21 protein-coding genes are annotated in these 26,553 nt (G+C 54.0%); 8 read left to right on the top strand and 13 right to left on the bottom strand.

Annotated elements, in window-relative coordinates; genetic code table 11:
- Nucleotides 1–12: 12 nt before the first annotated feature.
- From BM035_RS07420 to BM035_RS07410, 3 genes are all read left to right on the top strand, one after another.
- Nucleotides 13–1,905 carry a DUF1302 domain-containing protein gene (locus tag BM035_RS07420; protein ID WP_092030972.1) on the top strand — a complete coding sequence of 631 codons (1,893 nt, stop codon included), beginning with the start codon at nt 13–15 and terminating at the stop codon, nt 1,903–1,905.
- 34 nt (nt 1,906–1,939) lie between these two features.
- Complete coding sequence (locus tag BM035_RS07415) at nt 1,940–3,301, top strand: DUF1329 domain-containing protein (protein ID WP_092030970.1); 1,362 nt, start codon at nt 1,940–1,942, stop codon at nt 3,299–3,301.
- 213 nt (nt 3,302–3,514) lie between these two features.
- Entirely contained in the window at nt 3,515–6,217 is a 2,703-nt protein-coding gene (locus tag BM035_RS07410) for a LuxR C-terminal-related transcriptional regulator (RefSeq protein ID WP_092030969.1), read from the top strand.
- Here the strand turns inward: BM035_RS07410 and BM035_RS07405 are convergent.
- The 12 genes from BM035_RS07405 to pilB all read right to left on the bottom strand — a co-directional run bounded on the left by BM035_RS07405 (nt 6,183) and on the right by pilB (nt 20,127).
- Nucleotides 6,183–7,097, bottom strand: a complete 915-nt coding sequence (locus BM035_RS07405) for an acyltransferase (RefSeq protein ID WP_008170205.1) — start codon at nt 7,095–7,097, stop codon at nt 6,183–6,185. The two genes, BM035_RS07410 and BM035_RS07405, sit on opposite strands and share 35 nt — an antisense overlap.
- A gap of 12 nt (nt 7,098–7,109) precedes the next feature.
- Nucleotides 7,110–8,045 (bottom strand): glucosaminidase domain-containing protein, encoded by a 936-nt coding sequence (locus tag BM035_RS07400; RefSeq protein WP_008170208.1) that lies wholly within the window; start codon nt 8,043–8,045, stop codon nt 7,110–7,112.
- Between the two features lie 89 nt (nt 8,046–8,134).
- A complete protein-coding gene (locus BM035_RS07395; protein ID WP_092030967.1) occupies nt 8,135–10,306 on the bottom strand; it encodes a hypothetical protein in 2,172 nt (723 codons plus the stop codon).
- Between the two features lie 137 nt (nt 10,307–10,443).
- Entirely contained in the window at nt 10,444–11,001 is a 558-nt protein-coding gene (locus tag BM035_RS07390) for a YfaZ family outer membrane protein (RefSeq protein WP_092030965.1), read from the bottom strand.
- Nucleotides 11,002–11,113: 112 nt separating this feature from the next.
- Nucleotides 11,114–11,302: a DNA gyrase inhibitor YacG gene (gene yacG / locus BM035_RS07385; RefSeq protein WP_008170214.1), complete on the bottom strand. Its 189-nt coding sequence runs from the start codon at nt 11,300–11,302 to the stop codon at nt 11,114–11,116.
- 62 nt (nt 11,303–11,364) lie between these two features.
- On the bottom strand, nt 11,365–13,716 hold the full coding sequence (locus BM035_RS07380; RefSeq protein ID WP_092030964.1) for a response regulator: 2,352 nt from the start codon (nt 13,714–13,716) through the stop codon (nt 11,365–11,367).
- Between the two features lie 43 nt (nt 13,717–13,759).
- On the bottom strand, nt 13,760–14,503 hold the full coding sequence (gene tsaA, locus BM035_RS07375) for a tRNA (N6-threonylcarbamoyladenosine(37)-N6)-methyltransferase TrmO (protein ID WP_092030962.1): 744 nt from the start codon (nt 14,501–14,503) through the stop codon (nt 13,760–13,762).
- Nucleotides 14,503–15,597 carry a hypothetical protein gene (locus tag BM035_RS07370; protein WP_092030960.1) on the bottom strand — a complete coding sequence of 365 codons (1,095 nt, stop codon included), beginning with the start codon at nt 15,595–15,597 and terminating at the stop codon, nt 14,503–14,505. The genes tsaA and BM035_RS07370 overlap by 1 nt, the downstream gene beginning before the upstream one ends.
- Nucleotides 15,590–16,189, bottom strand: coding sequence for a dephospho-CoA kinase (coaE, locus tag BM035_RS07365; protein ID WP_092030959.1), 600 nt, complete (start codon nt 16,187–16,189; stop codon nt 15,590–15,592). The genes BM035_RS07370 and coaE overlap by 8 nt, the downstream gene beginning before the upstream one ends.
- 3 nt (nt 16,190–16,192) lie before the next feature.
- On the bottom strand, nt 16,193–17,068 hold the full coding sequence (locus BM035_RS07360; RefSeq protein ID WP_092030957.1) for a prepilin peptidase: 876 nt from the start codon (nt 17,066–17,068) through the stop codon (nt 16,193–16,195).
- Between the two features lie 120 nt (nt 17,069–17,188).
- Complete coding sequence (locus BM035_RS07355) at nt 17,189–18,409, bottom strand: type II secretion system F family protein (protein ID WP_092030956.1); 1,221 nt, start codon at nt 18,407–18,409, stop codon at nt 17,189–17,191.
- A 2-nt stretch (nt 18,410–18,411) separates the two neighbouring features.
- Complete coding sequence (pilB, locus tag BM035_RS07350) at nt 18,412–20,127, bottom strand: type IV-A pilus assembly ATPase PilB (protein WP_092030954.1); 1,716 nt, start codon at nt 20,125–20,127, stop codon at nt 18,412–18,414.
- Between the two features lie 429 nt (nt 20,128–20,556).
- Between pilB and BM035_RS07345 the strand changes: the two genes are divergently transcribed.
- The 3 genes from BM035_RS07345 (at nt 20,557) to BM035_RS23120 (ending at nt 23,466) form a co-directional block, all read left to right on the top strand.
- Nucleotides 20,557–21,015, top strand: coding sequence for a pilin (locus tag BM035_RS07345; protein WP_092030953.1), 459 nt, complete (start codon nt 20,557–20,559; stop codon nt 21,013–21,015).
- 73 nt (nt 21,016–21,088) lie between these two features.
- Nucleotides 21,089–22,864, top strand: a complete 1,776-nt coding sequence (locus tag BM035_RS07340) for an O-antigen ligase family protein (RefSeq protein ID WP_092030951.1) — start codon at nt 21,089–21,091, stop codon at nt 22,862–22,864.
- Between the two features lie 71 nt (nt 22,865–22,935).
- Nucleotides 22,936–23,466, top strand: coding sequence for a pilin (locus BM035_RS23120; RefSeq protein WP_302848261.1), 531 nt, complete (start codon nt 22,936–22,938; stop codon nt 23,464–23,466).
- Nucleotides 23,467–23,473: 7 nt separating this feature from the next.
- Here the strand turns inward: BM035_RS23120 and BM035_RS07330 are convergent, their stop codons facing one another.
- Nucleotides 23,474–24,835: an MBL fold metallo-hydrolase gene (locus BM035_RS07330; protein WP_092030950.1), complete on the bottom strand. Its 1,362-nt coding sequence runs from the start codon at nt 24,833–24,835 to the stop codon at nt 23,474–23,476.
- A 162-nt stretch (nt 24,836–24,997) separates the two neighbouring features.
- Here BM035_RS07330 and cysQ point away from each other — a divergent pair, with 162 nt between their 5' ends.
- Together cysQ and rfaH are read left to right on the top strand one after the other, a co-directional pair.
- Nucleotides 24,998–25,774, top strand: coding sequence for a 3'(2'),5'-bisphosphate nucleotidase CysQ (cysQ, locus tag BM035_RS07325; RefSeq protein ID WP_092030948.1), 777 nt, complete (start codon nt 24,998–25,000; stop codon nt 25,772–25,774).
- A complete protein-coding gene (gene rfaH, locus BM035_RS07320; protein WP_092030947.1) occupies nt 25,771–26,250 on the top strand; it encodes a transcription/translation regulatory transformer protein RfaH in 480 nt (159 codons plus the stop codon). Before cysQ ends, rfaH begins: the two co-directional genes overlap by 4 nt.
- Nucleotides 26,251–26,553 lie beyond the last annotated feature (303 nt).

The following is a 26,553-nucleotide window of genomic DNA, read 5'->3' as shown; positions in this document are numbered from 1 at the left end:
AGTAGCCTTCCAATGACAAGAAAAACACATCAATGGCAGCGTTGGACCAAATTACCGCTGGCCGTGGCAGTTGCAGCCGGGATGTCCGGTCACGCAGCCGCCTATTCGTTTTATGTGGGTGATGTGGAAGCCCAGTTCAACACCACGCTGTCTGCGGGTGCAGGTTGGCGGGTCGAGGATAGAGATAAGCGTCTGATCGCGCAGGGTAACCTTGGCCCCGAGTATGCCCCAGGTGCCTCCCTTGCCAATATTGGTTCCTCTACGAACAACTATGACGACGGCAACCTCAACTTCGAGAGTGGCGATACTTACTCCAAGATCGTCAAGGGTAACAGTGAACTTTACCTGAACTACTACGTTGACAACCCCTACCTTACACGCGTGGGCGGCCTGCTTCGTGGGCGTTACTGGTATGACTTCGAGTTGAAAGACGAGAACCGCGCCGTTGATTTTGTCGGCCAGCAGCGTGAGCTGAATCCAGACGCGAAAGATAATGCTTCCGGTGGTGAAATCCTCGACGCCTACATTTTCTCTGACTGGTATTTCGGTAATGTTCCGGTCAGCCTTCGCTACGGCAAGCAGGTTGTGAGCTGGGGCGAGAGCACCTTTATCCCGGGCGGCATCAACGTCATCAACCCGGTGGATGTTCCCGCCTTCCGGGCGCCGGGCTCTGAACTGAAAGACGCGCTTCTCCCGGTCGAGATGTTCTACATGTCTGCGGGTATCACAGAGAACGTCACCGTTGAGACCTTCGTACAGGCAGACTGGGAGCCGGTTCGTCCGGACGACTGTGGTACCTTCTTCTCCACCAACGATTTCGCAGCTGATGGTTGCGGCCCGGTACTTCTCGCTGGCCAGCTACCGGATTCCCAGGCCTTTGCACAGGGCTTCATCGCGCCTCGGATTGGAGACCAGGAAGCGGATTCCAAAGACCAGTTTGGTGTGGCCGTGCGCTGGTATGTACCTGAGCTGAATGACTCAGAGCTGGGTTTCTACTACATCAAGTACAACAGTCGTCTGCCATACGTCAGTGGTCTGGTGAACAACCCATCCAGCCCGACTTCGACGCAGCAGAACGATCCGAGCCTGCCGTTCTCCAGCTTCCCGAGCTACTTCATCGAGTACCCGGAGAACATCAACCTGTACGGCATCAGCATCAACACCACCACACCCGGTGGCTGGTCGCTGGGCGCTGAATACAGCTTCCGCGACAACGTGCCTTTGCAGTGGAACGCTTTTGAATTGATCTTTGGTGGCTTGCAGCAGCGTGATCCAGCAGGTGACCCACTTAGTAAGCTGGAAGCGCAGCGTCTTGCAGAAAATCCGGGTGCAAACCTGGCTGGCAAGCCGGTCGCCGGATACGATCGTTTCAATGTGTCCCAGGCTCAGTTTACGCTGATCAAGTTCTTCGATCAGGTAATGGGCGCCAGTCGGCTGTCTTTGATCACGGAGTTCGGTGCAACTTATGTGCATGACCTGCCGGATTACGACGAAGCTCGTTACGGTCGTTCAGGCACCTTCGGTATTGGTACTCTCCCGTTCGGCCCAATCGACATCTGTTCCGACGGTGGTGCCAACATCAACACCAACTACTGTAACAACGAAGGCTTCACAACCGACTTCTCGTGGGGTTACCGTACCCGTCTGGTTTGGGATTACCTGGACGCCGTGGCCGGTGTTAACCTGTCACCGCAGCTGGCCTGGAGCCACGATGTTGAGGGCTACGGCCCGCAGCCGGGTGGTGCTTTTAACGAAGGCAGCAAGGCCATCGGTCTGTCTCTGCAGGCGGTGTACCAGAACAAGATTACCGGCAACATCGGTTACACAAACTTTTTCGGCGGCAAGCCGTATAACGAGTTGACTGACCGTGATTTCGTGAGTGCTAGCGTTTCATACTCATTCTGAACCCGGAAAGAATTCGTTGAACGAGGGAATTTAAATGAAACTTAACAAGAAACTACTGGCCACAGGCGTCCTGGCAGCGAGCATGTTTGCCGGCCAGGCCTGGGGTGCGGTTTCTGCTGAAGAAGCGGCCAAGCTGGGTAACTCGCTGACACCGATGGGTGCAGAAAAAGCCGGTAACGGTGGCGCCATTCCTGCCTGGACCGGTGGTCTGACAACGCCGCCTCCCGGCTACAACAATGACGGCATCTATGTGAATCCGTTCGCGGATGAGCAGCCCAAGTTCACCATCGATCAGAGTAACGTCGAGCAGTACAAAGACAATCTGTCCCCGGGCCAGGTTGCGATGATCGAGCGCTACGATGACTACTTCATGCCGGTGTATGAAACCCATCGTACGGCTGCTTATCCTGAAGAGGTCATGGAGCAGACCGTTGAAAACGCGACCACGGTTGAGCTGATCAAGGACGGTAACGGTCTGGGGAACTATCAGTCTGCCACCCCGTTCCCGATTCCCCAGAATGGTCTGGAGGCAATCTGGAACCACATTACCCGTTACAGAGGTGGTTCTGTACAGCGTACCGTTGGTCAGGTGACGCCGACTGAAGGTGGTGAATTCTCTGTTGTGAAATTCCAGGACGAGCTTACCTGGCGTACCTACCTCTCGGATTACAATCCGGACGAGGATGCGAACGTTCTATTTTACTTCAAGCAGGCCATTACCGCTCCGGCACGTCTCGCCGGTAACGTACTGCTGGTACACGAGACCATCGACCAGGTTGCCGAGCCTCGCCGTGCGTGGGTTTACAACGCCGGTCAGCGTCGGGTTCGTCGGGCGCCTCAGGTAGCGTATGACGGACCGGGTACCGCGTCTGACGGTATGCGTACTTCGGATAACTTCGACATGTTCAACGGTGCTCCGGACCGCTACAACTGGGAGCTGGTTGGCAAGAAGGAAATGTACATTCCGTACAACTCCTACAAGCTGACCGATCGCAGTCTGAGCTATGACCAGATTATTCAGGCTGGTCATATCAATCAGGATTACACTCGCTACGAGCTGCACCGTGTATGGCATGTTCGCGCAACCCTGAAAGAAGGGGCCCGCCACATCTATGCCCAGCGTGACTTCTACATTGATGAGGACTCCTGGCAGGCATCTGTCATTGATCACTACGACGGCCGTGGCGAACTCTGGCGTGTTGCAGAAGCCCACAATATGCAGTTCTATGATCAGAAAGTGCCCTGGTACGCCATTGAGACGCTGTACGACCTGCTCTCTGGCCGCTACCTCGCGCTTGGTCTGACCAACGAGGAAGAGAACCCGTATGAGTTTGGCGTTGAGCGCCGCTCCAGGGATTACACGCCGGCCGCACTGCGCCGCGCCGGTACCCGGTAAGGGTTCTGAAGAAGACCAAAAAACGGCGGGCCTCATGGCCCGCCGTTTTTTTTACACCCTGGAAAACCCTTTCACGTCAAAATTTTGCAGCCCACCCCTCAATTGGTTTAACCTTCTTATCATACTAAAGGCGTACCCGATGTCGGTCGCCATTGAAAAGTCAGTGCAAGATCCACTTTTCCGGCGGTGCAAGGCAGTGCGAGCCGGAGCTAAATGGGGCAGTGCGTGAAACCATTCAATGATGGCTGTGCAGCCAACGACGAATTCCAGTCAGCGAACAGTGGTCTTCAACGGGGCGAGTTAATCAGGGACCTGCTCAGACAACGGGTTCATATTCCCCCGGTTCCGTCCGATTCAATGGTTCGGCCAAAGCTTGATACCAGGATTTCCGAAGCACTGACTTCCAGAGGTGTTCTTTTTCTGGAGGCGCCCTGTGGTTACGGCAAATCCCACGCTGTGGTCAGCGGCCTCGTCAGCGCTCAAATGGCTGCCGATCAAGTCCGCTGGATTACGCTGAACTCCCAGGATAATGCACCATCCCGCTTCCTGACCTTGCTTGCCATTGCCCTGGATCTGCCTGAAACCCCGGAGCAGGGGCTCCATAGCGGCGCCACCTTCTCGGATACCCTTTCGATGATGCAGGTCGCTTTGGCGCGAGAGGGTTCCGGCCAGCCACGGGTCCTGGTGCTCGACAACCTCCAAAATCTCAGCAATCCCGCCGTAGTGGACCTGCTTCAACAGCTGGTGATGGAATTTCCGAGTGGTTCGTCCATCGTTCTTATCTCCCGTAAGGCGCTACCTTTCGAAACGCACAGCCTCGAGCTGGAAAACCGTTTCACCCGCATCGGGTCTGAAACGCTTGAGTTTTCCCGTTCAGAAACCTTCGAGTTTTTCCGTTCCGCCACGGCGAAGAGCGAGCTCACCAGTGTTGCTGTCGATAACCTCTACTATATGACCGAGGGCTGGGCGACGCCCTTGGCGCTGTATCGTCGGGAGGTTGCTCAGAATATCGAGCGCAAACCCATTCAGGAAACACCGAGCGTTGAAAGGTTTTTGAAGGAGTCGGTGCTTGGCAATCTGACCCCGGGGCAGATGCGGTCCATGCGGGGTATTGCAGAACTTGAACTGTGCTCCGATGAACTGTTCCTGGCGCTTGAGCGACTCCTGCCTGAAGCTGGCTTTGTTCCCTCTCAGGCTGCCGAGCGGGGGCTGCCCCTGAAGCCGATGCCGGGCCGTGGTCGCTGGTTCCGTGTAAACCCGTTGTTGCAGGAATGGCTGAAGTCGCCCGTAATGGCCGGTTATTCGGAGCGGATGCTGCAGGCGAGCCGATGGTTTGGCGTGCGCGACCAGTTCCCGGAAGCATTGAAATACGCGCTACTGTCTGGAGATGCCGAGGAAGTCATCCGCATAGCCGCTGAGGGATCAGAGGCTTTGCTGTTGGGTCAGGATACCGCATCGCTCCTGCGCCTTCGCAAGAGTTTGCCGGCCCAGCTCCTGGAACGAAGCGTGCGTCTCAGAATTGTCTACAGCTGGGTTCATGCAATTGGCGGCCAGTTCCGCCAGGCTCGAGCGCTGATTGATGGTCTGGCCGAGGCCGACCGACAGGAGCAGGCTGCACGGATTTGTGCCCTGAAAGCGTTTATCCTGCGGGGCGAGGGCAGTGTTGGGCCGGCTTTGGACATGGCTGATGAGGCCCTGGCTGAAGGGGAACTCAGTACTCAGGGCCAGCTTGTCACGCAGATGGTCCGTTCCAGTGCATTGTGCGCGGCGGGTCGATTCCCGGAGGCCCGGGAAGCAAACCGGGCTGCGTCGAGGCTCGCAAGAGAAGCGGGCGATTCCGGTTCGGAAGCACTGGCGGTTTATGCCCATGCCCGGATCGAACTGGGCAAAGGCGCCCTGAAACATGCAGAGCAATTGTTGCGCACCGGTCTCGATACCGCCATGCAGGAGCTTTCGCGTCCCGCCCGGATTGGTGAAACCCGCCTGCAACTGAATCTTGTGCTTGTGCTTTGGCATCAGGGTCGTGAAGCGGAAGCAGATCGCCTGTTGGTCACCTGTGGGCGTCATGCTGAACAGACCAGGGATCTTGGATTGCTGCTGGCGATGACCATCCGTGTCTTGATGTGTCGGGCCCAGGGTCGCCTAGAGGATGCGTTTGTCTGGATTGGTCGGGCCGAGCGTACCATGCATTCCTGGCAAGTCGACGAATCACTGTTCGTACCCGTTCTCGAGGCCCTGAAAGCCAACTGCTGGTTGTCGCAGAATCAGATCGACAGTGCCGATCAGGCGGTTCGAAAGCTTGCTCCTTACCGGGAAGCGGGCTCCGTACCGGAGCTTTTCCCCATGATGCCGGGCTTGCTGGACTGCCTTCAGGTTCGGGTCGACCTCGCCCGCGGTGATCTGATAAAGGCACGGGAAACCCTCCAGGGTATCCGTGAAAGATATGAGGGAGCCATTCCATGGGGCGTGGAGCTCCACATGCGCTTGCTTGAGGCTGTGATTGTTCTGGATGAAAAGGGACCGGTGGTTGCTCTGAAGATTCTGTCTACCGTCGTGAGCGAGGCTGCCGCAGAGCACTTCATCAGTCCTTTCCGGGAGCTCAGGAACGAGTTGCAGGAGCTAATGACGAAGGGCTTTGGTCAGCTTCCCGAAAGCGCATTTAAAGAGGCGCTGGGCGAGGTGTTCGAGCTGCGTGAGGTCGCTGGTACCCTGGACACCCTGGCAGAACCCATCAGTGAGCGGGAGCAGGGCGTGCTCGAGCTGATTGCAAAAGGGCTCTCTAACCAGGAAATTGCTGACAAGCTGCATATCTCCTTGCACACGGTGAAAACCCATGCTCGCCGGATCAATGCCAAGCTGGAAGTGAAATCCCGGACTCAGGCTATTGTCCGGGCCCGGGAGCTTGGGCTGCTTTAAGCTCATCGATTCGCGCATCTTTTTCGGCCCAAATCTGGCTCACCCAGCGCTGGAACGCAATCCGGGTCTCCCGGTTGTTTTCGTAATCCATTCCCAGAAACTCGCCTGGAATTTCCCGCGTCCGAACGTCAATAATAATCCTTCGGATTCGCCCGCAAAGGTAATCCCAAAAGCCGGCCCTGCCTTCGGGATACACGATCGTGACATCCAGCATGGTGTGAATCATGTCGCCCATCGCGTCCAGTACAAAAGCCGTTCCGCCTGCTCTCGGTTTCAAGAGGTGCTTGTAGGGTGAATTCTGGCGATCATGCTTCTCGGGCGTAAAACGGGTGCCTTCCATGAAGTTGAAGATCGTCACCGGCGTGTAGCGAAACTTCTCGCAGGCAGCCTGGGTGGCCGCTACATCCTTTCCCTTGAGCTCAGGGCGTTTGGCAATCTGTTCCTTGGTGTGGCGATGCATGAACGGAAAATCCAGCGCCCACCAGGCAACCCCCAGAAACGGCACCCAGATCAGCTGTTTCTTCAGGAAGAACTTCAGCAGGGGAATCCGGCTGTTCAGTACGTACTGAATGGCGGGAATGTCGGCCCAGCTCTGATGGTTGCAGGTGACAAAATACCAGTGCTTCCGGCTGAGATTTTCCACGCCCCGCACATCCCAGTCGACCTTGTGCAGAAGTTCCATCAGCAGATTGTTGAAGCCAATCCAGACCCACGCGATGGTGTTGAGGATCACCGTGCAGCCCTTTCGTACGGCGGTAATGGGCAGAACGAGTTTAAGCAGGGCGACTGCGAGGAGAAACGGAATCAGCACCAACGTGTTACACAGGATGAGCAGGGCCGCCAAAGTCCCCTTCAGCGGCGCGGGGAGAAAATCGAGCATGGGGTAGGGTCTCTAACCTTCAGCCGGGTTGGTTTTCAGTGATGATTGGCGGGGTAGCAAACCGGTTTCCGCTTCGGTAGAAGCCAGCTGTTCGAGGCTGCCGGGTTCGAGGTTTCTAACCACGCTGCGGAAATCGTCGTCGTAAAACTCCAGGTTGTTGTAGTGAATCATTGCCCGGATCTCTTCAATGTATTCTTCTCCGCGCTCGGAGTAGCCAAGCAGACCCTCTGCAAGCTCCAGGCCTGAGAGAGGGGCATTATCACGGCGGTCTTCGAGGCGGACGTCTCGCAACAACTGATAGGTCGGGTGGCGATTCAGGTTCTGTATGTACGCACGAACCGAGCGGTAGGGTGAGGAGAACTTGGCCACCTCATGGCTCGCGCCCTCTGCTCGGCCGCGGGGAACAAGTCCGCAGCCTTTCGAAAAGCACCACTGGCCAAAAAGGTTATTACCTTTCGTGGCAAACCGGGAGGTGCCCCAGGCGGATTCGTTGGCGGCCTGTGCCAGGATCAGAGACGGAGGAATCACATCGAGACGCTTGCGTAGCAGGGCAAACTGCTCGTCGCTGCCGGGCTCGGCATCCACTCTTAATCGCTCAGACTGTTGGGCCAGCCAATCATACTCCTTGCTGGTCAATGTCTCCTTCGCAGCTAGGCTATCCAGGTAGTCTCGCTCAATCAGAATCCGTGAGTTGGCCAGAACAATCCGTGGGTAGAGAAACGAGAAGAACGCGGCCTTCTTCTCCGTGGTGTCCTGATACTGAGAAAAATCTGGCAAGTCGTCGTTGGCCCAACTTGGGAGCGGGGGCAGGGACGACAGTGCGGGTTCGGAGCCTGTGTTATCGGAGTTGATCCGGTCAATACTGGCCTGTGGCGTATAAAAGCCACCGCCGATCGCAAATGCAATCAGGGGGAGCATCAGTATGACGGCCCGTTTACCCGCAGACATAAAACCTCTCGTTTCAATCGATATAGCAATGATTATAACAGGTTATACGAGAGCGTTTGCCAGTTGGGTTTTGTCGGATGCCACTGCCGTCAGGGCCGTCGTGTGGCAACCAGCAAACCGATCTGTTCCTCACCACCCCCTGTGGTTCGGAAACGCAAATAGAACTGGTCCTGACTGGCGGTGTGAAAACCCTCAAGTACAAGGTTGCCTGAGGTGAACTCTACCCTCCCTTCGCCCAGTTGGCTGAGCGCCAGGTCGATGTCCGCCTGGCTCTCCAGCGCAGGTTTTGTCACGGTCTCGTCATCAACGGAATGGGTGCTGGTCAGCGAAATCGGCGAGAGTGTTGCCGAGCTTGAGGATTCGATGGTCAGCAGGGCATTGTCAAAATGTCGGAGGCGGTTTGTCTGCGATGTCAGGGCCAGGGCCACGCCCTGAAGCCTGAACTGTCCCGAAGCCGGTACGGTGTTCGCGGTTTGTTCCGCGGCAATCAGGATACCGTCGCCCAGGGGACCATCGTCCAGGTTGAATGCCATCAGGGTGCCATCCGGGGTGCTGGCGCCGACACCAATATCTGGCTGCTGGAAATCACCGGAAGCGGTGGTTATGTCAAGGTTCAGTCGTCCGATATCCACATCCCCGTTGCTGAGCCGCGAGGTTCGGTTGCTCAGGGTCCAGGATTCTGTTCGGGTACCGGTGGAGTCCGTCGAGACAGTGCCTGAACTGTCTCGTTGTAATGACGTAAAGCTCTGGGATTGGTTCACTGTGCCGCCAGAAATCTGCCATTGGCCAACGCCTGTTTCGATGGTGAGAGGCGTTGTCTCGTCGCTGAATCGGGTTCCAAGATACAGCATGTTGTAGTCGCGGCCATTCAGACTGTCGGCGTCGAATCCCTCCTTCCTGAGGAGGTTGACCTCAAGAACTGACAGATACTGATCCTCCAGAGTACCCAGCCGTCGCAACTGGTCGCCGTCTGCTTCCAGCTCGATCGCTTTGCCAGCGCTGAAATAGCCGCTGATCACCCGGTCGGGCCCAGTGGTTTCATCCTCAGGCGCGCTTGTGAAGGCGTCCAGATAGTAGGGATTGCGAGTCCAGCCAATAATTTTCGAGCTGCCCCGGCCGGTAATGCTCTGATACAGGGCCCGGCCTGCCAGCAGGCGAGTGTCTTCCAACAGCGTGGCTGCTCCGGGGGATGAAGAGTGAGTGTTCCGTTCCCAGTATTCAGAGCCCCGCACGAAGAAGTCGTTTCCCGCCTGGTGAATCAGAGCCTCGCGATCGTATGGGATATCGTTGGCCAGAGAGGTCACTCGGATGTTGAAGGCATCAAAGCTGGTCAGGGTGAGAGCCGGATAGACATAGCCGGTGCCATTATCATCGGTCAGCACCTCTTCCTGGGCCGTTCGAACACCCCATTGTCCGGACCCGCTCAGGGTAGACTCGAGAAAGGTCTGCCCCAGCTCGATACCCAGGAATACTGAATTGTAGTCTGCGGAACTGGCGCTGATCTTTCCCGAGGACGTCTCATCGAGCACGGCGTAGTCGGCCATTGCGCTCACATAACGGGCAAAGTCTCCTCGATCTTCGAGAATATCCAGGGCACCGCCGAGGCCAACATTGGATGGAATCTCAATTTCAAAGTCGTGCACCTGATCGGCCAGGGTAGACCAGACATACTTGTTCAGGCACAGCTCGCCACCCTCATCGGCAACGCAATCCATAATGGTCTGGAACTCACCGGCCGTATAGCTGTTGAGCGTGTTACGCACCAGATATTCGGAAAAAGGATTCACCTTCACATCCCGGTCTGCATCGGCCGCCAGGGCTCGCATCCGGGTGTTGCCATAACTGGCATCGATAATCACATCTGGTCCAAGGGGCAGGCCTTCTGTGAACTCGATAATGGTGAAACCTTCGCTGTCGGTGCGGCTGGAAATGGGAGGCTCGCCCAGGTTCTGCAAGGCCTGGTTGGTGTAGTAAACACTCACCCTGTCCGGCTGTACGATTCTCAGGTTGCGGCGGGTAGGCTCGCCCTCGCTGGTGACACCACCCGGTACTTCCATGGTCACCCGTACTTCATTGCTGGCAAGGCCACCGGCGTTGTTGGAATCGCCGGTGCTACCGGAGCTGAAGTCATCGACCGGATTCTTGTTTCCAGCGAAGTCGTTGGGCTGGCTGGCCGCGCCCTCAATGGCGTCTTCGCCACTTCCGCATCCGGCGGTGAGCAACAGAGTTGAGGAGAGCAATAAACCGAGTGTGAAACGCATGCCTGGCTATCCGTGCAGAAAATACAGGCAAACAGTCTAACAGTCGGATTCTCGGGAAAGCGTGAGGAAAAGCACGAAAGGGTTATGGAGGGAACACGAAACGGGCCCCACCGGGCCCGTTTCAGAAAAGGCAGGAATCAGAAGAAAATCTTCATGCCCGCCATAACGCCTTCATCGAGATTGACGTCTCGTGAGGAGTTCTCGATATCGGTGTTCAGATAGCGATAGCCGGCGAAAATCTCGGCGTTGCGGATAACCCGATAGCTACCACGCAGCTCAAGGCTGGTCATATCATCGGAATCGCCAAACGAGAGAATGCTGGGGGCGTAGTGCAGGCCACCGGTGAACGACAGGCCAGGGACATCCGGGATATTGACGGTCGCAAAACCGCCAAGACCGACAGCACCGCCATCGGCGCGGCTTTGATCCCAATAGATACCCCTCATGCCGATGCCGGCTGTGGTGGGCAGGTTGCCGATTGCCGTGCGGCCCTGGGCATGGAAATCAACGTTGAAAATATCGCGGCCACCTTCGCGGTAGGTGTAACCGGTGCCAAGCTGGAGGTCGTTGTTGGTGCCGAAGAAATTTACCTGGCCCTTCACCGAATCGTTGGTGAGGCTGAGGTCGACATCCCCTGCAAAGGCAGGCGCGGCAGCCAGTGAGAGAATCATCAGGGAAATCCGGGACGCTTTCATATATGTGCACCTTCGTTACGTTTTTAGCAGAATTGCCGGTATGTTAACGGGGTGTTCCGGGCCACTCAACTTAAATGCCGGTAAGTCCCCGTTAACTTTCATTTTTCGCAGGTCAGTGCCGGGTGGTCTCGCCGCCCTGGTCCAGATCCTCCGGTGATGCGTTCTCTGCGGGTACCCGGTATTCCTCGTTGGCCCAGGCTCCCAGATCGATCAGTTTGCAACGCTCGGAGCAGAAAGGGCGCCAGGGATTGGTCTCGGTCCATTCCACGGACTTTTTACAGGTTGGGCATTCAACGTTCATGGTTGCCTTCGGGTATCGGAAACGTGTCTGAATGTCTGTGCCTGTAGTTCGGTAAGCCGGTCTCAGGAGGCAGCAGACGCCTGACAATATTGTTCCAGTACTGCCCGCAGCATTTCAATATTGACAGGCTTGGCAACAAACGAATCCATACCGCATCGGCGGCAGCGTTCCTCGTCTTCTTCCATGGCACTGGCGGTCAGCGCGACCACCGGGATGCGCACGCGGTTGTGGGTTTTCTCCCATTCCCGCAGGCGTCGGGTGGCTTCAAAGCCATCCACACGGGGCATCACACAATCCATGAACACCAGATCGAACGGGTGCCACTGCCAGAGGCTGGCCGCGGCCTCGCCATCGTTGGCGGTCATCACGTCGCAACCGAGTTTCTCCAGCAGTCGACGGGTCAGGGTGCGGTTCACAGGGTTGTCCTCCACCAGCAACACCTTCATTCGGCCGCAGGGAAGCTCCCGGCGCCGGGCGGTATCGGTGGTGGCTTGCAGCGAGAATCGGGTCAGGAAGCGCCGTTCTTCTTTGGCTGCATCGGCAAACAACTGGTTGAGGATTGGCGTCAGGCAAGACTCTCGCAGAGATTTGCTCAGGAAAGCATCGGCGCCCGCCTGGCGGAAATGTTCGGCGTCGCCCCGTTGCGGGTTGGACGACAGGATCAGCAGGCGCATATCTGACCAGAGCGGGTTGCTACGGATCTGCCGGCACAGCAGGTCGCTGTCCATATCCGGCACAAAGCCATCCAGAATGATCGCGTCGAACGGCTGGTGGCCATCGAACGCCGTTCGCAGGGACGTCAGCGCCTCGCCGGCGGATTTCACCGCTTCGATGTGCACTTCGTGCCGGGACAGCATTTCGAGAGTGATCTTGCGGGATAGCTCATAGGAATCCACTACCAGAATCCGGCGGTTCTTCACCATCCGGGTATCCGGCCGAACCCGGGCCGCGTTCTCCGGGGCCACGGGCAGAGTCAGTTCCATCCAGAAGGTCGAGCCTTCACCGGGTCGGCTTTCAAGATCCATGGCCCCGTCCATCAGGCCCACCAGTTGGCGGCAGATGGTGAGGCCAAGGCCGGCACCGGGCAGTTGACGCTGGAACTGTTGGCCAAGCTGCACGTAGGGCTCGTAAACCAGGGGAACATCTTCCGGGTTGATACCCACGCCGGTGTCTTCCACCGCAATGCGAAGGCGAGCCTTGTCATCCCGACGGCCCAACATCTCGATACTGATCAGCACATGGCCGGAATCGGTAAACTTGATGGCGTTGGACGTAAGGTTCAACAATATCTGGCGAATGCGAACCGGGTCGCCTTTCAGGGCCCAGGGCAGGTTTTCGTCGATCCGAAGTTCCAGTGCGAGGCCTTTCTCCCGGGCGCGAGAGCCAAGCATGTGTACCAGATCATTGAGGGTTTCCCGAAGATCGAAAGGGATGTCTTCAAGTACCAGTTTGCCCGCTTCCATGCTGGAAATATCCAGCAGGTCGTTGATGATGGCCGAGAGGCTTTCCGAGGCGCTCAACAGTGTCAGCACGTATTCCCGCTGCTCCTGATCCAGCGGCGTATCAGTAAGAAGGTTCGCGTAGCCCAGTACCGATTGCAGCGGAATGCGCAGTTCGTGGCTGACATTCGCGAGGAACTGGTTCTTGGCGTGGTTGGCCCGAACCGCCTCGTCCCGTTCACCCTGGGACTGGATCGTGGTCTGGCGCAGGGAGCGGGTGTCCTCAAGGATCTGCAGGCGCATCTTGTTCAGAGCCTGCTCCAGCTCCGAGAGTTCATCTGGCGTTTTTCGGGGTTTGCGCTTGAGCTTCAGAGGGTCTACCAGCGCGTCGAGATTCAGCCGCGCGGCGTAATCGGCCATGGATTCCAGATGTCGGGACAGCGTTAAACGAACGATCACCAGCAAGCCCAGGGTGCCCAGCATGACAACAATGGATTGAAACAAAAGGTTCAGGAGCGCACGGTTACGCAGGTCTTTGTAGATCTGATCTATGGAGGAGGTAACGGTGAGCGTGCCAACGTTTTCAGGACTGCGGTTGTTGGAGCGGTCGAAAACCAGTGGAAAGGTTTGCGATATGACCCGGCCCTCAGGGTAAGTACCGGTGCTGAAGGTTTCGCCGGTGCTGGTCACCACCCGCCCGTACTGGACAGCGGGCACTGCTTTCATATCATCCAGGCTGTTGGCCACCTCGCTGAAATTCATCAGCCAGATGTTGTTGCTCATGCTTCCGGAAACCAACTCCGCGGCCCGTGTCTGGTCATTCAGCAGATCGTTCTTGCGCCGCTCGAATTCTCCGATCAGCTGAACGCCCGTTGCCACCAGAGACAGAAAAAGGCTGAACAGCAATACGTAGGCGAGCAACCTTGCCGCCAGTGGTCGTATTCCCAATCGTTTGAAGAACCGCTTTGAAGGCAAGGCACATATTCCCTGTGTCGACTACAAAATCACCAAAAGCAGTTTAACAGACCGTCAGCACTTCGACACGTTTCCGTGAATGATCATTCACGAATCGGAATCGCACGTTCAAATCGTACAGATGCGCACCGTAAATGCGCTCTTCTTCCCGTCCTCTGCGAAAGGAGGGGCGTGGATCGTAAGCCACCACATCCTCGATCAGCGCTCGCAGTTCCGGATACTCTTCGGGTGACAGCTTGCCAATCTGGGCCTCCGCTTCCGGCAGAAAAACCACGTCGAGTTTTTCCGTGGGTGGCGAGTCTGCCCAGCCCAATGTCGCTTCAGGAACTGAATCGGCGAATGGCAGGTAGGGTTTGATATCCAGTATAGGTGTGCCCTCGATGAGGTCATGATCACTGATGCGGAGAATGAGCTGTCCATCTTTGCGCACCAATCCCTCATTGCGAACGACCGAAAGGCCGAGGCTGTTTGGGCGAAACGGAGACCGGCTGGCAAACACACCCATCTTCCGATTGCCGCCCAGCCGGGGAGGGCGCACCACGGGCCGCCAGTCTGCCCGCACCGCCTCGTGAAACTGAAAGGTCAGCCAAAGGTGGCTGGCGGTCTCCAGCCCACGGAAGGCATCTTCCCGGTCAAACGGTGGCTGGATAATCAGCTCGGCCCGGGCATGACGGGTCAGCCCGGGCTGTCGAGGCACCCCGAACTTGTCCTGAAAGCAGGAGCGCGTAATGGCGATAGGCGTTAGAGTAAGGGCCTCGGTCGCGGGTTTCGAGGGGTGTCTTGGCATTACAAACGATCATCCTCAATGATACCGGAGAAAAACATTTCCACCCGAAACACCACAGAAGCACGGTCTTTAAAGCTCTCCTCCCGCGGGAATTCCAGTGCTGGAATCAGCTCCGCATAGAGCCAGTTGCTGTGTAGACGGTAGCGGAACGTGAGATCCCCGAACGCTGATGTGGTGCGCCAGGAAGGTTTGCTTTCCCCAAGTACGCCCAGCCGGGGCGTTACAATCAAGCGGTTATTCATGCGCTTACGCATGCTGAATATCTGAGCCGCAACAAATTCCTTGTCGTTGTGCACCCACTCCAGCTCTGAAGACGAGCGAAAATACCAGTCATTGCCCACCGGGCGCCCAACGCCAATCCAGGTTCGCTCGCCCCAGCCATCCTGATGAAAATAATAGAACCGTTGCTGAGCGTTCAGAATCCACTTGTCGTCCAGCCGCCAACGTTTCTCAGCCGTTGCCCGCCAGAACGCGTCTGGAGGAAGTCGCAGGCGCACACCCACGTCGTTGGAAAAGTTGATGGCATCGCCAATCTGGGTCAGGTAACGCAGAGCACCTGTGGCTTCCGTATCGGAACGCTCGGGCTCCGTAAGCTGCCGGTCCCGCTGACGCTCCCCGAGAGGAATCAAATCCTCGCTTTCGCTTTCGATAACGAGGCGCAGCTTTCGCTCGGTAGTGGGAATGTCCAGCCGGAACCGAGCCTCTGGCTCAAACTGTGCCGGATCGCCGTACTCGGATTCTGTCGCAAAGCCAACGCGCAGATAGCTCTCATTATTGGGGAGGCTCTGGGCGCTGCCAGATAGCGTCCTGTCTGCCCACTGGCCAACCGACTGGATCTTCTGCCCGTGAAGGCGCTCCTGCCGCAGCACCCAGTTGCTGAATTTGAGCCAGTAGGAATCCAGCGGATCTGCCCAGTATTCATCTGGCTCAAATGTGTAAAAGCCGATCGGGAGCTGGGCCGGGGACAGAATCTCAGTCACAGAGCGCTCCCGAACCTCAAACACCGGCTCGATGCTGTGGGTTGGGGAAGAGAGTGTCAGGAAGAGTGCAGCCGCAAGACCTGCAAAACGATAGCGGAAAAACCAGTCAGCCAAATTCCACCAGCAACCTTTCATGCAGCTCCCGCACCTGACGCGTTACATCATCCAGAGGGCGGTCATTATCAATCACCTCATCCGCCCGCGCCAGCCGATCTTCACGGGACATCTGAGCCGCAATGATCCGCTCAACCTGCTCACGGGTATTGGTGTCCCGGGCCATGGTGCGCTCAATCTGGGTTTCTTCAGGCACGTCGATCACGATAATGCGGTCAACCAGTTCATGCTGGTCGGTCTCGAGAAGGAGAGGGGAGACCAGAAGCACGTAGGGAAGCTGGTAGTTTTCCGGGTTCAACTGCCGAATCAATTCCTCGCGGATGATCGGGTGCAGCAGCGACTCCAGCCAAACACGCTCTTCCTGCTTCTCAAAGACAATCCCACGAAGCTGCGCCCGATCCAAAGCACCCTCAGAAGTGAGGATGGTCTTCCCAAAATGCTCTGAAATCCGTTCCAGTGCAGGCGTTCCCGGCTCAACCACCTCACGGGCAACGTCATCGGCGTCCACCCAGTGCACGCCGTGCTCACCAAACAAGCGAGTCACAGTGGATTTTCCGGAACCAATCCCGCCGGTAAGGCCAACAATCTTCATGAATCAGACTCCCAGGAATCCGTACCAGAACGCCTGAATCTCACTGCCAAACCACAGACAAATCAACCCCGCCGTCGCGAGGTAGGGCCCAAACGGAATCGGAACTTCCCGCCCATGCTTCTTGAACACCATCAGGCTGATACCCACAACGGCACCTACAACCGAGGAAAGCAGAATCACCGCTGGCAACAACTGCCACCCCAGCCAGGCGCCGAGTGCGGCAAGCAGTTTGAAGTCTCCGTGGCCCATGCCCTCCTTTCCTGTGACCAGCTTGAAGAGCCAGTAAACAGACCACAAAGAGAGATAACCTGCCACCGCACCCCAAAAGGCACTGTTGAAATCCGTAAGCACGCCGAAATAATTCAACACGAGGCCCAGCCACATCAGGGGCAGCGTAATGCTGTCTGGTAGGAGCTGGGTGTCGAAATCGATAACGGTCAGGGCCACCAGAGCCCACACCAGCAACAAGGCCCAGAGGGCGGATTCGTTCGGCCCGATGACGGCAATGGTCACCACCGAGAAAATCGCCGTTAGCGCCTCAATGATTGGATAACGTGGCGAGATAGGCGCCTTGCAAGATGCGCATTTGCCCCGAAGAACCAGCCAGCTTACTACAGGGATGTTCTCCCAGGCGCGAATGCCATGGCCGCAAGAAGGGCAGGTGGAGGCCGGTTTGGACAGGGTGATCCGCTCTTCATCCTTTCGCTGTGTTTCAGGCAGCTCAAGGAATTCCTCGCACTGGCAGCGCCAGTCCTGGTGCATCATTTTCGGCAGCCTGAGAATGACAACGTTCAGGAAGCTGCCGATGCAGAGGGAAACGAGGGTGACAGAGAGGAAAAGAAGCCAGGGAGTGGCGAGAAAGGCGTCCAGAGTAATCATCAATTATCCGAAAATCAGGCAGGCGAACTCGGGGTTAGAAAAACGCTTTCTTCTGACCCCAACTTAAAGCGTGAACTCGGGGTCAGATGAAAGCCTTCATCTGACCCCTTTTTCAGGTCGTTAACCAACAACTTGACCCATCTGGAAGATCGGCAGATACATTGCAATGATCAAGCCACCAACCAGAACACCCAGAACCGCCATAATCATTGGTTCCATCAGGGCTGTGAGGTTATCGACCATGTCGTCGACCACTGCTTCATAATGCTCCGCCACCTTGGCCAGCATCTCGTCCAGGTTACCGGATTCTTCACCGATGGCTGTGAGCTGTACAGCCATCACTGGAAAGATATCCTGCTGGCGCATAGAAGCTTGCAATTGGGTACCGCTGGATACGTCGTTCTTTATGCGGTCGATGGCGTCCCGGTATACAGCATTACCCGTCGCGCCAGCAACAGAGTCAAGTGCGTCTACCAACGGAACACCAGCAGCGAACGTAGTAGAGAGAACTCGGCCAAATTTGGCGACTGCAGATTTATCGAGGATCTCTCCAACAACGGGCAGCTTTAACACATATTTATCTACGAAATCAGAGAATTTCTGTGAACGGCGCTTGGCCTCTTTGAACAGAAATATCGTGCCCACAATTCCCAATAACACCACGAACCACCAGCTTTGCAGCCACTCCGAGAGCCTGACGACAAACTGAGTGAAAACGGGGAGTTCCGCGCCGAAACCCTGAAATAAACTTTCGAACTGTGGCACAACTTTTACGAGAAGAATCGCTGTCACAATGATTGCAACAACAATTACCGCGATTGGGTAAGTCATGGCTTTCTTGACTTTTTTCTTGAGAAGTTCAGTTTTCTCCAGGTATGTGGCAATTCGGTCTAGCATCTGCTCCAGCGCACCTGCTTTCTCACCGGAATCCACCAAATTACAATACAAATCATCAAAATACTTTGGGTGTTTTCGCAGCGCGCCTGCAAAACTGGTACCCGACGAAATGTCATTTCGGATACTCATGACCAGTTCTTGAAGCCCCTTGTTCTCCAAACCATCAGCAACAATGTCAAAGCTCTGCACCAGAGGCACGCCAGCCTTCATCATGGTCGCAAGCTGACGAGTCAGCATGGCAATGTCGAAGGGGGTAATTTTCTTGCTGCCACCAAAAAGAGGCTTGGGCTTTTTCTTGACTTTATCCGGAATGATCCCTTGTTTACGAAGTTGAGCCTTAACCAGTGCCAGGTTGGAGCCAGTGAGCTCGCCCTTAGACTTGTTACCCTTCCGGTCTTTCCCTTCCCAAACGTACGATTCCAGCTTCTGTGCTTTCTCTGCCATGCTTAGTCCTTCGTCACGCGGTTGGCTTCCTCAAGGCTTGTTACGCCTTCGATCACTTTTATAAGTGCCGATTGGCGCAAGTTACGGAAGCCCTCGGCCTGAGCCTGCTTTGCAATTTTGATGGAACTGGCTTCTTCCATAATCATGTTCGCCAGCTCGTCGGTAATCTTGACCACCTCGTATATCCCGACGCGGCCTTTATATCCTCCATTGCATTTATCACAGCCCTTGGGGCGGTACAACGTGAAGCCTGTATCAATTTGTTCCTGTGTGAACCCTTCCTCCAATAACACGTCTTTCGGAACGTCAAAGGGCTGTTTGCATGAGCTGCAAAGTCTTCGGCCCAACCGTTGGGCAATAATCAGGCTCACCGAAGTAGCGATGTTGAACGAGGGTACGCCCATGTTCATCATCCGCGTGAGAGTCTCTGCGGCACTGTTTGTGTGGAGAGTGGAGAGAACCAAGTGCCCGGTCTGTGCCGCTTTGATGGCAATATTTGCCGTTTCAAGATCCCGTATCTCACCCACCATGATGACATCGGGATCCTGGCGCAGGAAGGCTCGAAGTGCTTCAGCGAAACCAAGCCCGACCCGAGTGTTGACGTTTACCTGGTTGATACCCTCCAGGTTGATTTCGGCTGGGTCTTCGGCAGTGGAGATGTTGATGTCTGCGGTGTTTAGAATGTTCAGCCCGGTGTACAAAGAAACCGTCTTACCGGAGCCGGTTGGCCCCGTCACCAAAATCATCCCCTGTGGCTGTTTGAGGGCATCCATGTACATCTGTTTCTGATCTTCCTCATAGCCCAGAACATCAATGCCCAGTTTCGCTTGGCTGGGATCAAGAATCCGCAAAACGATCTTCTCACCCCAGAGGGTGGGTAGAGTGTTTACTCGGAAATCGATCGCCTTGGTTTTTGACAACTTCATCTTGATCCGGCCGTCTTGGGGCACCCGTCTCTCGGAAATATCCAGTTGGGCCATGATCTTAACGCGTGCGGAAATTTTCGGAGCCAGCTTGATGGAGGGACGGGAGACTTCTTTCAAAATGCCATCGGTGCGATATCTTACCCGGTAGACTTTTTCATAGGGTTCGAAGTGAATATCCGAGGCTCCGCCGCGGATCGCATCCAGTAGCATCTTGTTTACATACTTTACGATGGGTGCGTCGTCGACTTCACTGGTGACAACAGCACCTTCATCTTCTTGCTCACCTCCCTCAGTTTCAACGCCCTCAAGATCTGAGTCATCAAGATCACCCATGGTGGTGTCCTGGGATTCCAGATACTTGTCGATGGCTTCCCGAAGTTTGGCATCGTCCACCAATATCGCATCGGTGCTTAGACCCGTATTGAACTTGATCTCGTCCAACGCCTGGATGTTGGTCGGGTCCGAGACAGCGATAAACAGGCGATTACCTCTCTTGTATAAAGGCAGAGCGTTGTGCTTGCGGACCAGTTTTTCATCTACCACCTTCTCCGGCATCATCTCAGGCATGAATGCAGAGAGATCCAGTACCGATACGCCAAACTCCATGGCCGCTGAAAACGCCAGTTTTGAGCTGTCAGCGAGATTGTTCTGCGTGAGGTATGTAATTAAGGGAATTCGGTTCTGGGATGCTTGTAAAAACGCATCCTTTGCCGTTGCTTCGTCCAGAAGCCCGTCATCCACGAAGCGCCTCGCAAGGCCCGTAAGCGTGATATTGCTTTTATTGGTAGACATAAATTAAGTAAGAAACGCAGCCTAAGTTATTGAAACCCATGTTTGGTCAATTCTAGTGAGTTTAGATGGCCAGTCCGGGTTTGGGAAGGTCCCCATTTGATATATGGCCTGCAACGGGGTCAGAACAAAGCTTTATTTGGATTCCGCCCTCATTTCATTCTGAGAGCAAGAGCAATCCGAGCTGACAAAATTTGTCACCGAGTGACGTCATCGGGCATCTGGTTTTTCGACCGCGTGGAGGCTCAAGTGGGGGAAGAAGTTAATTTAACGCTCTGTTTATAATGCAATATTTTTAATTTTTGGCAGTTGAAAGAAAGTTGGCACAAGCAGTGCTTATTATCTTGCAGGCTCAAATCGCCGGTCACGGGGCACGACTCCACCGGGCCCGGGCCACGAAGAGTTGATCAACGATAAACACAGAGGTCGATAATGAAAAATATCCAAATGAATCATGCCCAAAAGGGTTTCACCTTGATCGAACTGATGATCGTCGTAGCTATCATCGGTATTCTCGCAGCAATCGCCATTCCTCAATATCAGGACTACACTGCGCGTACTCAAGTAAACCGTGCCTACAGCGAGATCTCCTCCTTGCGCACAGCTGTTGAAGAGCGCTTGTCTCGCGGTCTCACCACCGGCACCTACGCGGATCTCGGTTTTACAGGTTCCAATCTGACCACCGAAACTACTGCTAGCACCATTGACTTCACAGGTGGTACAGGCGACCTCGATGGCACTCTTGGTCAGAATGCCAGCACAGCGATTGCAACCGGCGTGATCACACTTACTCGCGCGGCCGACGGCTCTTGGACTTGTACTGTTGACGGTAATAGCGTTGGTACCTTTAAAGATTCCTACGCACCGGCTGGTTGTACATTTACTCCCTAATTCGGGATGATGTTGAGTTAAATAAGGGCGCCTTCGGCGCCCTTTTTTAGTACGTTATAGCGGTTAGGTAAATATGTTTATATTTTTCGTGATTGCGTCTTTATCCTTTCTGTTTCCGGTCGGACTATATCCGTTCCAGGATCTCACCCGCGACTTTTTGGCTGGTGTTTCGATAGTCGCTTTGTTAATGGTTGCGATTTTTAAGAATGATAAAGTAGCATATGTGCCTAAAATTTCGCTTTTGCTAATACCTCTTGTGGCTATATTTATCGTCTATTTCTTAAGTAATGACGGGCCGCAGTATTCTTACTACCTTTATTCGATAAGTTTTGTGCTCGCATTCTTCGTTCTTGTAAGTGGGGCAGGTCTTGCGAATTATTATGGGCGCGAAAAACTTATTCTTGGTTTCTCATATTCGGTATTGACAATATCAGTGTTGGCTGTTCTTGTCGGGCTTGCTCGATATTATGGTATTCTAAAATTCTTGATTCCATGGATTTCTGTTGATGGAAATAGATTAATAGGCCCCTTTGGACAGCCTAATTTGATGGGGCTGTTAATTTTGAGTGGGATCTCCTCTCTCTGGTATTTGGTGTATTTGAAAGAAAAGGTATCATTCAGGCTTTCCATTTTTTTGTTTTTGATATTGTTTTATGCGGCCTCGCTTACAGCAAGCCGAGCCTTTTTAATCAACTTCTTTCTGTTGACATGTTTGTGTTGTTTTTACGTATTTCGATTGAGGTATTTTGTTGTCAAGTCGAATGATTCTGTTGTCACTCCCCCCTTGAGATCTGTATTTATTCTGGTGGCTTTGGGTGTTTTTTCCATTTCGATAGTTCCGCGAATCGACGCAATTATAAGTGCGCCACTTATAGAATCAGGTTTTGTGAACCGCATTGATCCCGATATCACCGCTGACCGAATGAAGTCTGTGAGTAGTAGTGGTCGTCTCGACGAGTGGGGAAAGGTTTTCTCTGGTGTCTATCCAGATAGTGTTGTTTTTGGCAACGGTCTCGGTCGATATGGAGACTTCAGTAATCGTGCACAGCTTGAGTCGGGGCCTCAAGGAAACGGATCAATTTGGAACCACGCTCACAATATTTTCATAATGTTTTACGTTGAATGGGGTGTTGTAGGAATTTTCGCTGTTTTGATTCCGTTGGCTTATGTTTTGAATCTAATTTACCGATCTACAATCGGTTTTTATAATTTAAATGAATTTTTCCCTATTTCAGTGCTGGTTTTTTTTCTTTTCCACAGCCTCGTGGAGTTCTCTCTCTGGTATTTGCCTTTTTTAGGGATTTTTTTGTTTTCTATCGCTTCAATAGATAAGTGCTATGAGTTTGTCTGGTCGTCACGGACTGTTCCAAGAACAATTCTGTTTCTAATATTGCTAATCATGAGCCCGCTTGCGCTATACATTGCGAACGACGCGGTAAAAACCATAAAAATAATGTATAAGGATAGCGTGGATTTAGACGAACTTTGGGCATTGGATGATTTGAGTAGAAACAGAATTATTGGTTATGGCCCTATGCTCGTTATGGCTGCACGATTTCCTGCGCTTGAAGCAGGTGGTGATCGTGCCTTGAAACGTTTTGAGGAATTGTCAGAGTGGCGCCCCTATCCACTTTTCCGTGTGAGAGTTTCAGTTCTGTCTACGGTTTTTAAGTCTTATGAAGAGTCCTGCAAGTACATCGAAGAAACCGTTACTTTATATCCAGATTCAGTCGCTGCGATACAAAATGGAATCATAGAGCTAAATTCGCTTGAAGATCAGGGAGAATTAACTGATTTCTCTGATTGCATACTGCGAGGTGTATCTAATTGGGTAGCGCCCGAACGCTGATTCAACGGCTATGAAGAAAAACTGTGTGTTCGAGTAGCTGTTAGAAGATTCAGTTAGTGGAATCAAAATTAATGGAGCAAGGTTCTGGCTCCTTATTTGCTTTAGGTTCTGCAAGGTTCAAAACACTGAATTTTATTGACTTTAGTGATGAAATTAATATGCATAAACAAAGCGCCGGTTTTTCACTAATTGAGCTTATGATTGTCATTGCCATTATCGGCATTATTGCTGGCACTTCATTTACCTCTTATCAAAACAGCCTGCTGAAAACGCAGCTAAATCGGGCAGTTGGAGAATTGGCTATCTATAAGTCGGCCTTTGAGGTTCAGGTGGCCAATGGGGGTTCTGTCGCAAATACGGATCTCGGCTATGTTCCATCTCCGCTCACGAATGGAAGCGCTGCTACCGACATCGGTTTTGTCAATGCTGACGGGTCAGGTCACATTCAGGTGACGCTGGGGGGCAACGCTCACCCAAATCTTGCAAGGGTTATTGTTCGGTTTGAGCGAAGTAGTGCTGGGTCGTGGCAATGCGTCATTGACCCTTCTGCTGCATCAAGATGGAGCGACGAGTTTAGCCCCGGGTCTTGCACAGTGATTTGAAGGAGGCTTAGACTTCGACTTCTTCAAACAACTCCGGCACCTCAACATTCCAGCCAAATTTGTCACGTATCTTCTTACGCATAACGTCACTCGCAACTATCTCACCGTGGGTGACGTATACTTTTTCAGGTTTGAGAGAGCCCTGCTCCAGCCAAGCCAGGATCTCGTTGTAATCCCCGTGCGCAGAGAGTGAATCCAGATTATGAATCTCGGCCTTCACCGGCCAGTACTCACCATGAATCTTCACCGATTCCGCACCATTCACCAATGCATCCCCGCGAGTACCCGGTGCCTGAAAGCCAGCAAAAACGATGCTGTTCCGAGGATTGGGTAGCAGCGTTTTCAAGTGATGCAGCACCCGCCCACCACTGGCCATACCGCTGGCGGAAATAATCACACATGGGTAACGCACGGCGTCAAGTTCAATGGATTCTTCCACTTTGCGAACAAACTTGGTTTGCTCATCAATGAGTTCACACTGGGCGGCATTGAGCTTGTGCTCTTTATGGTGTTTGCAGAAGATCTCCGTAGCCTTAATGGCCATGGGACTGTTCAGGAATACAGACAGTTTGGGAATCTTCCCGTCGCCCATAATCTTGTGAATCACATAGAGCAGCATTTGCGCCCGCCCAACAGCAAACGCTGGTAAAAGCACGATGCCGCCACGGCCAGCCGTTTTGGTAATGATTTCTGCGAGCTCGGCCTCCGGATCTGTCTCCCCGTGGGCGCGATCTCCATAGGTGGATTCACACAGCAGCACATCCGCTTTTTTTAGGGGCTCCGGCGGGCGCATAATGATGTCATTTTGCCGCCCTACGTCTCCGCTGAACACAACCGTTCTGTCTGCGTCTTTGTGATGAACGTGCACACAGGATGAGCCCAGAATATGCCCCGCTGGCGTGAAGGTTACCTGGAACCCTTTCACCGGTTCGAATGTCTCGTGGTAGTGAAGGGACTCAAAGTGCTTCAGGGCTTCCCAGGCATCTTTCTCGGTAAACAGCGGTTCCGGTTTTTCGTGTTTGGAGAACTTTTTGCGAAAAGCGTATTTCGCATCCTCCTCCTGCAAAAAGCCGGCATCTGGCAGCAGAACCTTGCACAGTTCATGGGTGGCTTTGGTGCAATAAACTTTGCCCTTAAAGCCTTTTTTCACAAGGGCTGGCAGGTAGCCGGAGTGGTCAATGTGGGCATGGGTGAGCACCACCGCATCAATGGTGGAGGGATCCACAGGAAACTTCGCCCAGTTGCGCCGGCGCAGGGTCTTGACGCCCTGATACATTCCACAATCCACCAGCACCCGATGCTTCTCATCTGAAAGCAGGTAGCGGGAGCCCGTGACTGTTCCTGTGCCCCCAAGGAAGCGAAGTCTCATGTTGGAGTCCTTTTACTGGTGAAGCCGGGGTCAGAAGAAAGGTTTCTTCTGACCCCTCTTTTATAGATGATATTATAAGCTTATGAAGTTGGGGTCAGATGAAAAGTTCATCTGACCCCAACTTGTTGCTCCCAAATTGATCTGAAGCAGGAAGCGAATCACATGCATTACAGCTCCATCCTCCCGGATGTCATAAAGGTAGCAGACGAAGCCAGCGAGAAGGTTCTGCATATCTACCAGTCTGATTTCAAGGTGAGCTACAAAACAGACGATTCGCCCATTACCGCTGCAGACACCGCCGCCCACGACATCATAACCCAGGGCTTGCGCAGAATAAGCCGGGACATTCCCATCCTTTCCGAAGAAGGCAAAGATATCCCCTGGGAAGAGCGTAAGCACTGGCGCCGGTTCTGGCTGGTGGACCCTGTCGACGGCACCAAGGATTTCACCCAGCGTACAGGCGAGTTCACCGTCAACATCGCCATGATAGAGGATGGTGAGCCGGTTATGGGCGTGGTCATCGCTCCGGCTCTGAAAGAAGCCTATTGGGGTGTGGTCGGCGAGGGCGCCCATATGCGCGATCGCACAGGCAAAGTTCACAGAATTCGGGTGGCGGAGCCCAAAGACGTAAAACGTGTGGTGGCCAGCAAGAACCACCTGAACCCGGAAACCAGAGCGTTTATCGATAAGCTCGGTGAGCACGAACTGGTGCAGGCTGGCAGCTCGCTCAAGTTTTGCAGGATCGCAGAGGGACACGCTGATATATACCCACGTATGGGACCAACCTGCGAGTGGGATACAGGCGCCGCGCAGGCCGTGCTGGTGGCGGCCGGTGGGAAAGTTCAAACAGTTGATGGCAAGCCTTTGAAATATGGTAAAAAAGATGTGTTAAATCCGTATTTCATTGCAGCGGGAAGCTGGTACCTTCTGCAGTCATGACATGGTATGCACTTCAGTATAAGCCCGCGCAGGGGGATCGCGCCCTTAAAAACCTCCAGAATCAGGAGATTGACTGCTTTTACCCAAAAATCAGTGTCGAGAAAATCAAGGGTGGAAAGCGCTCGAAAAAACTGGAGCCGTTGTTCCCCGGGTATTTGTTTGTAAACCTGGAGCGGAGTGACCCGATGTGGTCGAAGCTCCGCTCCACCCGGGGAGTCCTTCGCATTGTGGGCTTTGCCAACAAACCCGCACCCATCGGCGATGCTGTAATTCAGCATATAAAAGAGAGCCTCGACTCGGTGGCCGAGTTGGGCGGCATCAAGCCAGGGCAGGCCGTGCAGCTGAATGAAGGGCCGTTTGAGGGTATCAATGCCATCTTCCAGTCCTACGATGGCGAGGCGCGTGCAATCGTGCTGATCAGCTTTATGCAAAAGCAACAAACGGTAAGGGTCCCTGTCTCGGCTCTGAAAAGCTGAAATGGTGTGAAAAAACCAACTGCCTTCTTGCTGTTGCGGCTGGCAATATTTGCATCCTCTACTCTTTAACAATTCTTTACCGCCGCAAGTCCCTGAAACCAATGTGTCAGACTTTTTGTCACTTGCTTGTCACAGGCGATGACGTAGAATCGTCACGCTTCTGAAACAGTTCATTCATCTACCGACAGGGATACAGTTGGGAGTCAGTCGTCCCCTTCTTTTGTTCGTGTTTCCTGTCGCTTTTCAGACAATCTTATCCTATGACCTTAAAACACTGGGCCCTGGTCGGTGGGGCGGTAGCGT

The sequence above is a fragment of the Marinobacter sp. DSM 26671 genome, from assembly GCF_900112835.1.
In the GTDB taxonomy this organism is placed as follows: Bacteria; Pseudomonadota; Gammaproteobacteria; order Pseudomonadales; family Oleiphilaceae; genus Marinobacter; species Marinobacter flavimaris.
Note: the sequence above shows the minus strand (reverse complement) of the source record. Positions and strands in the feature narration are given on the sequence as shown.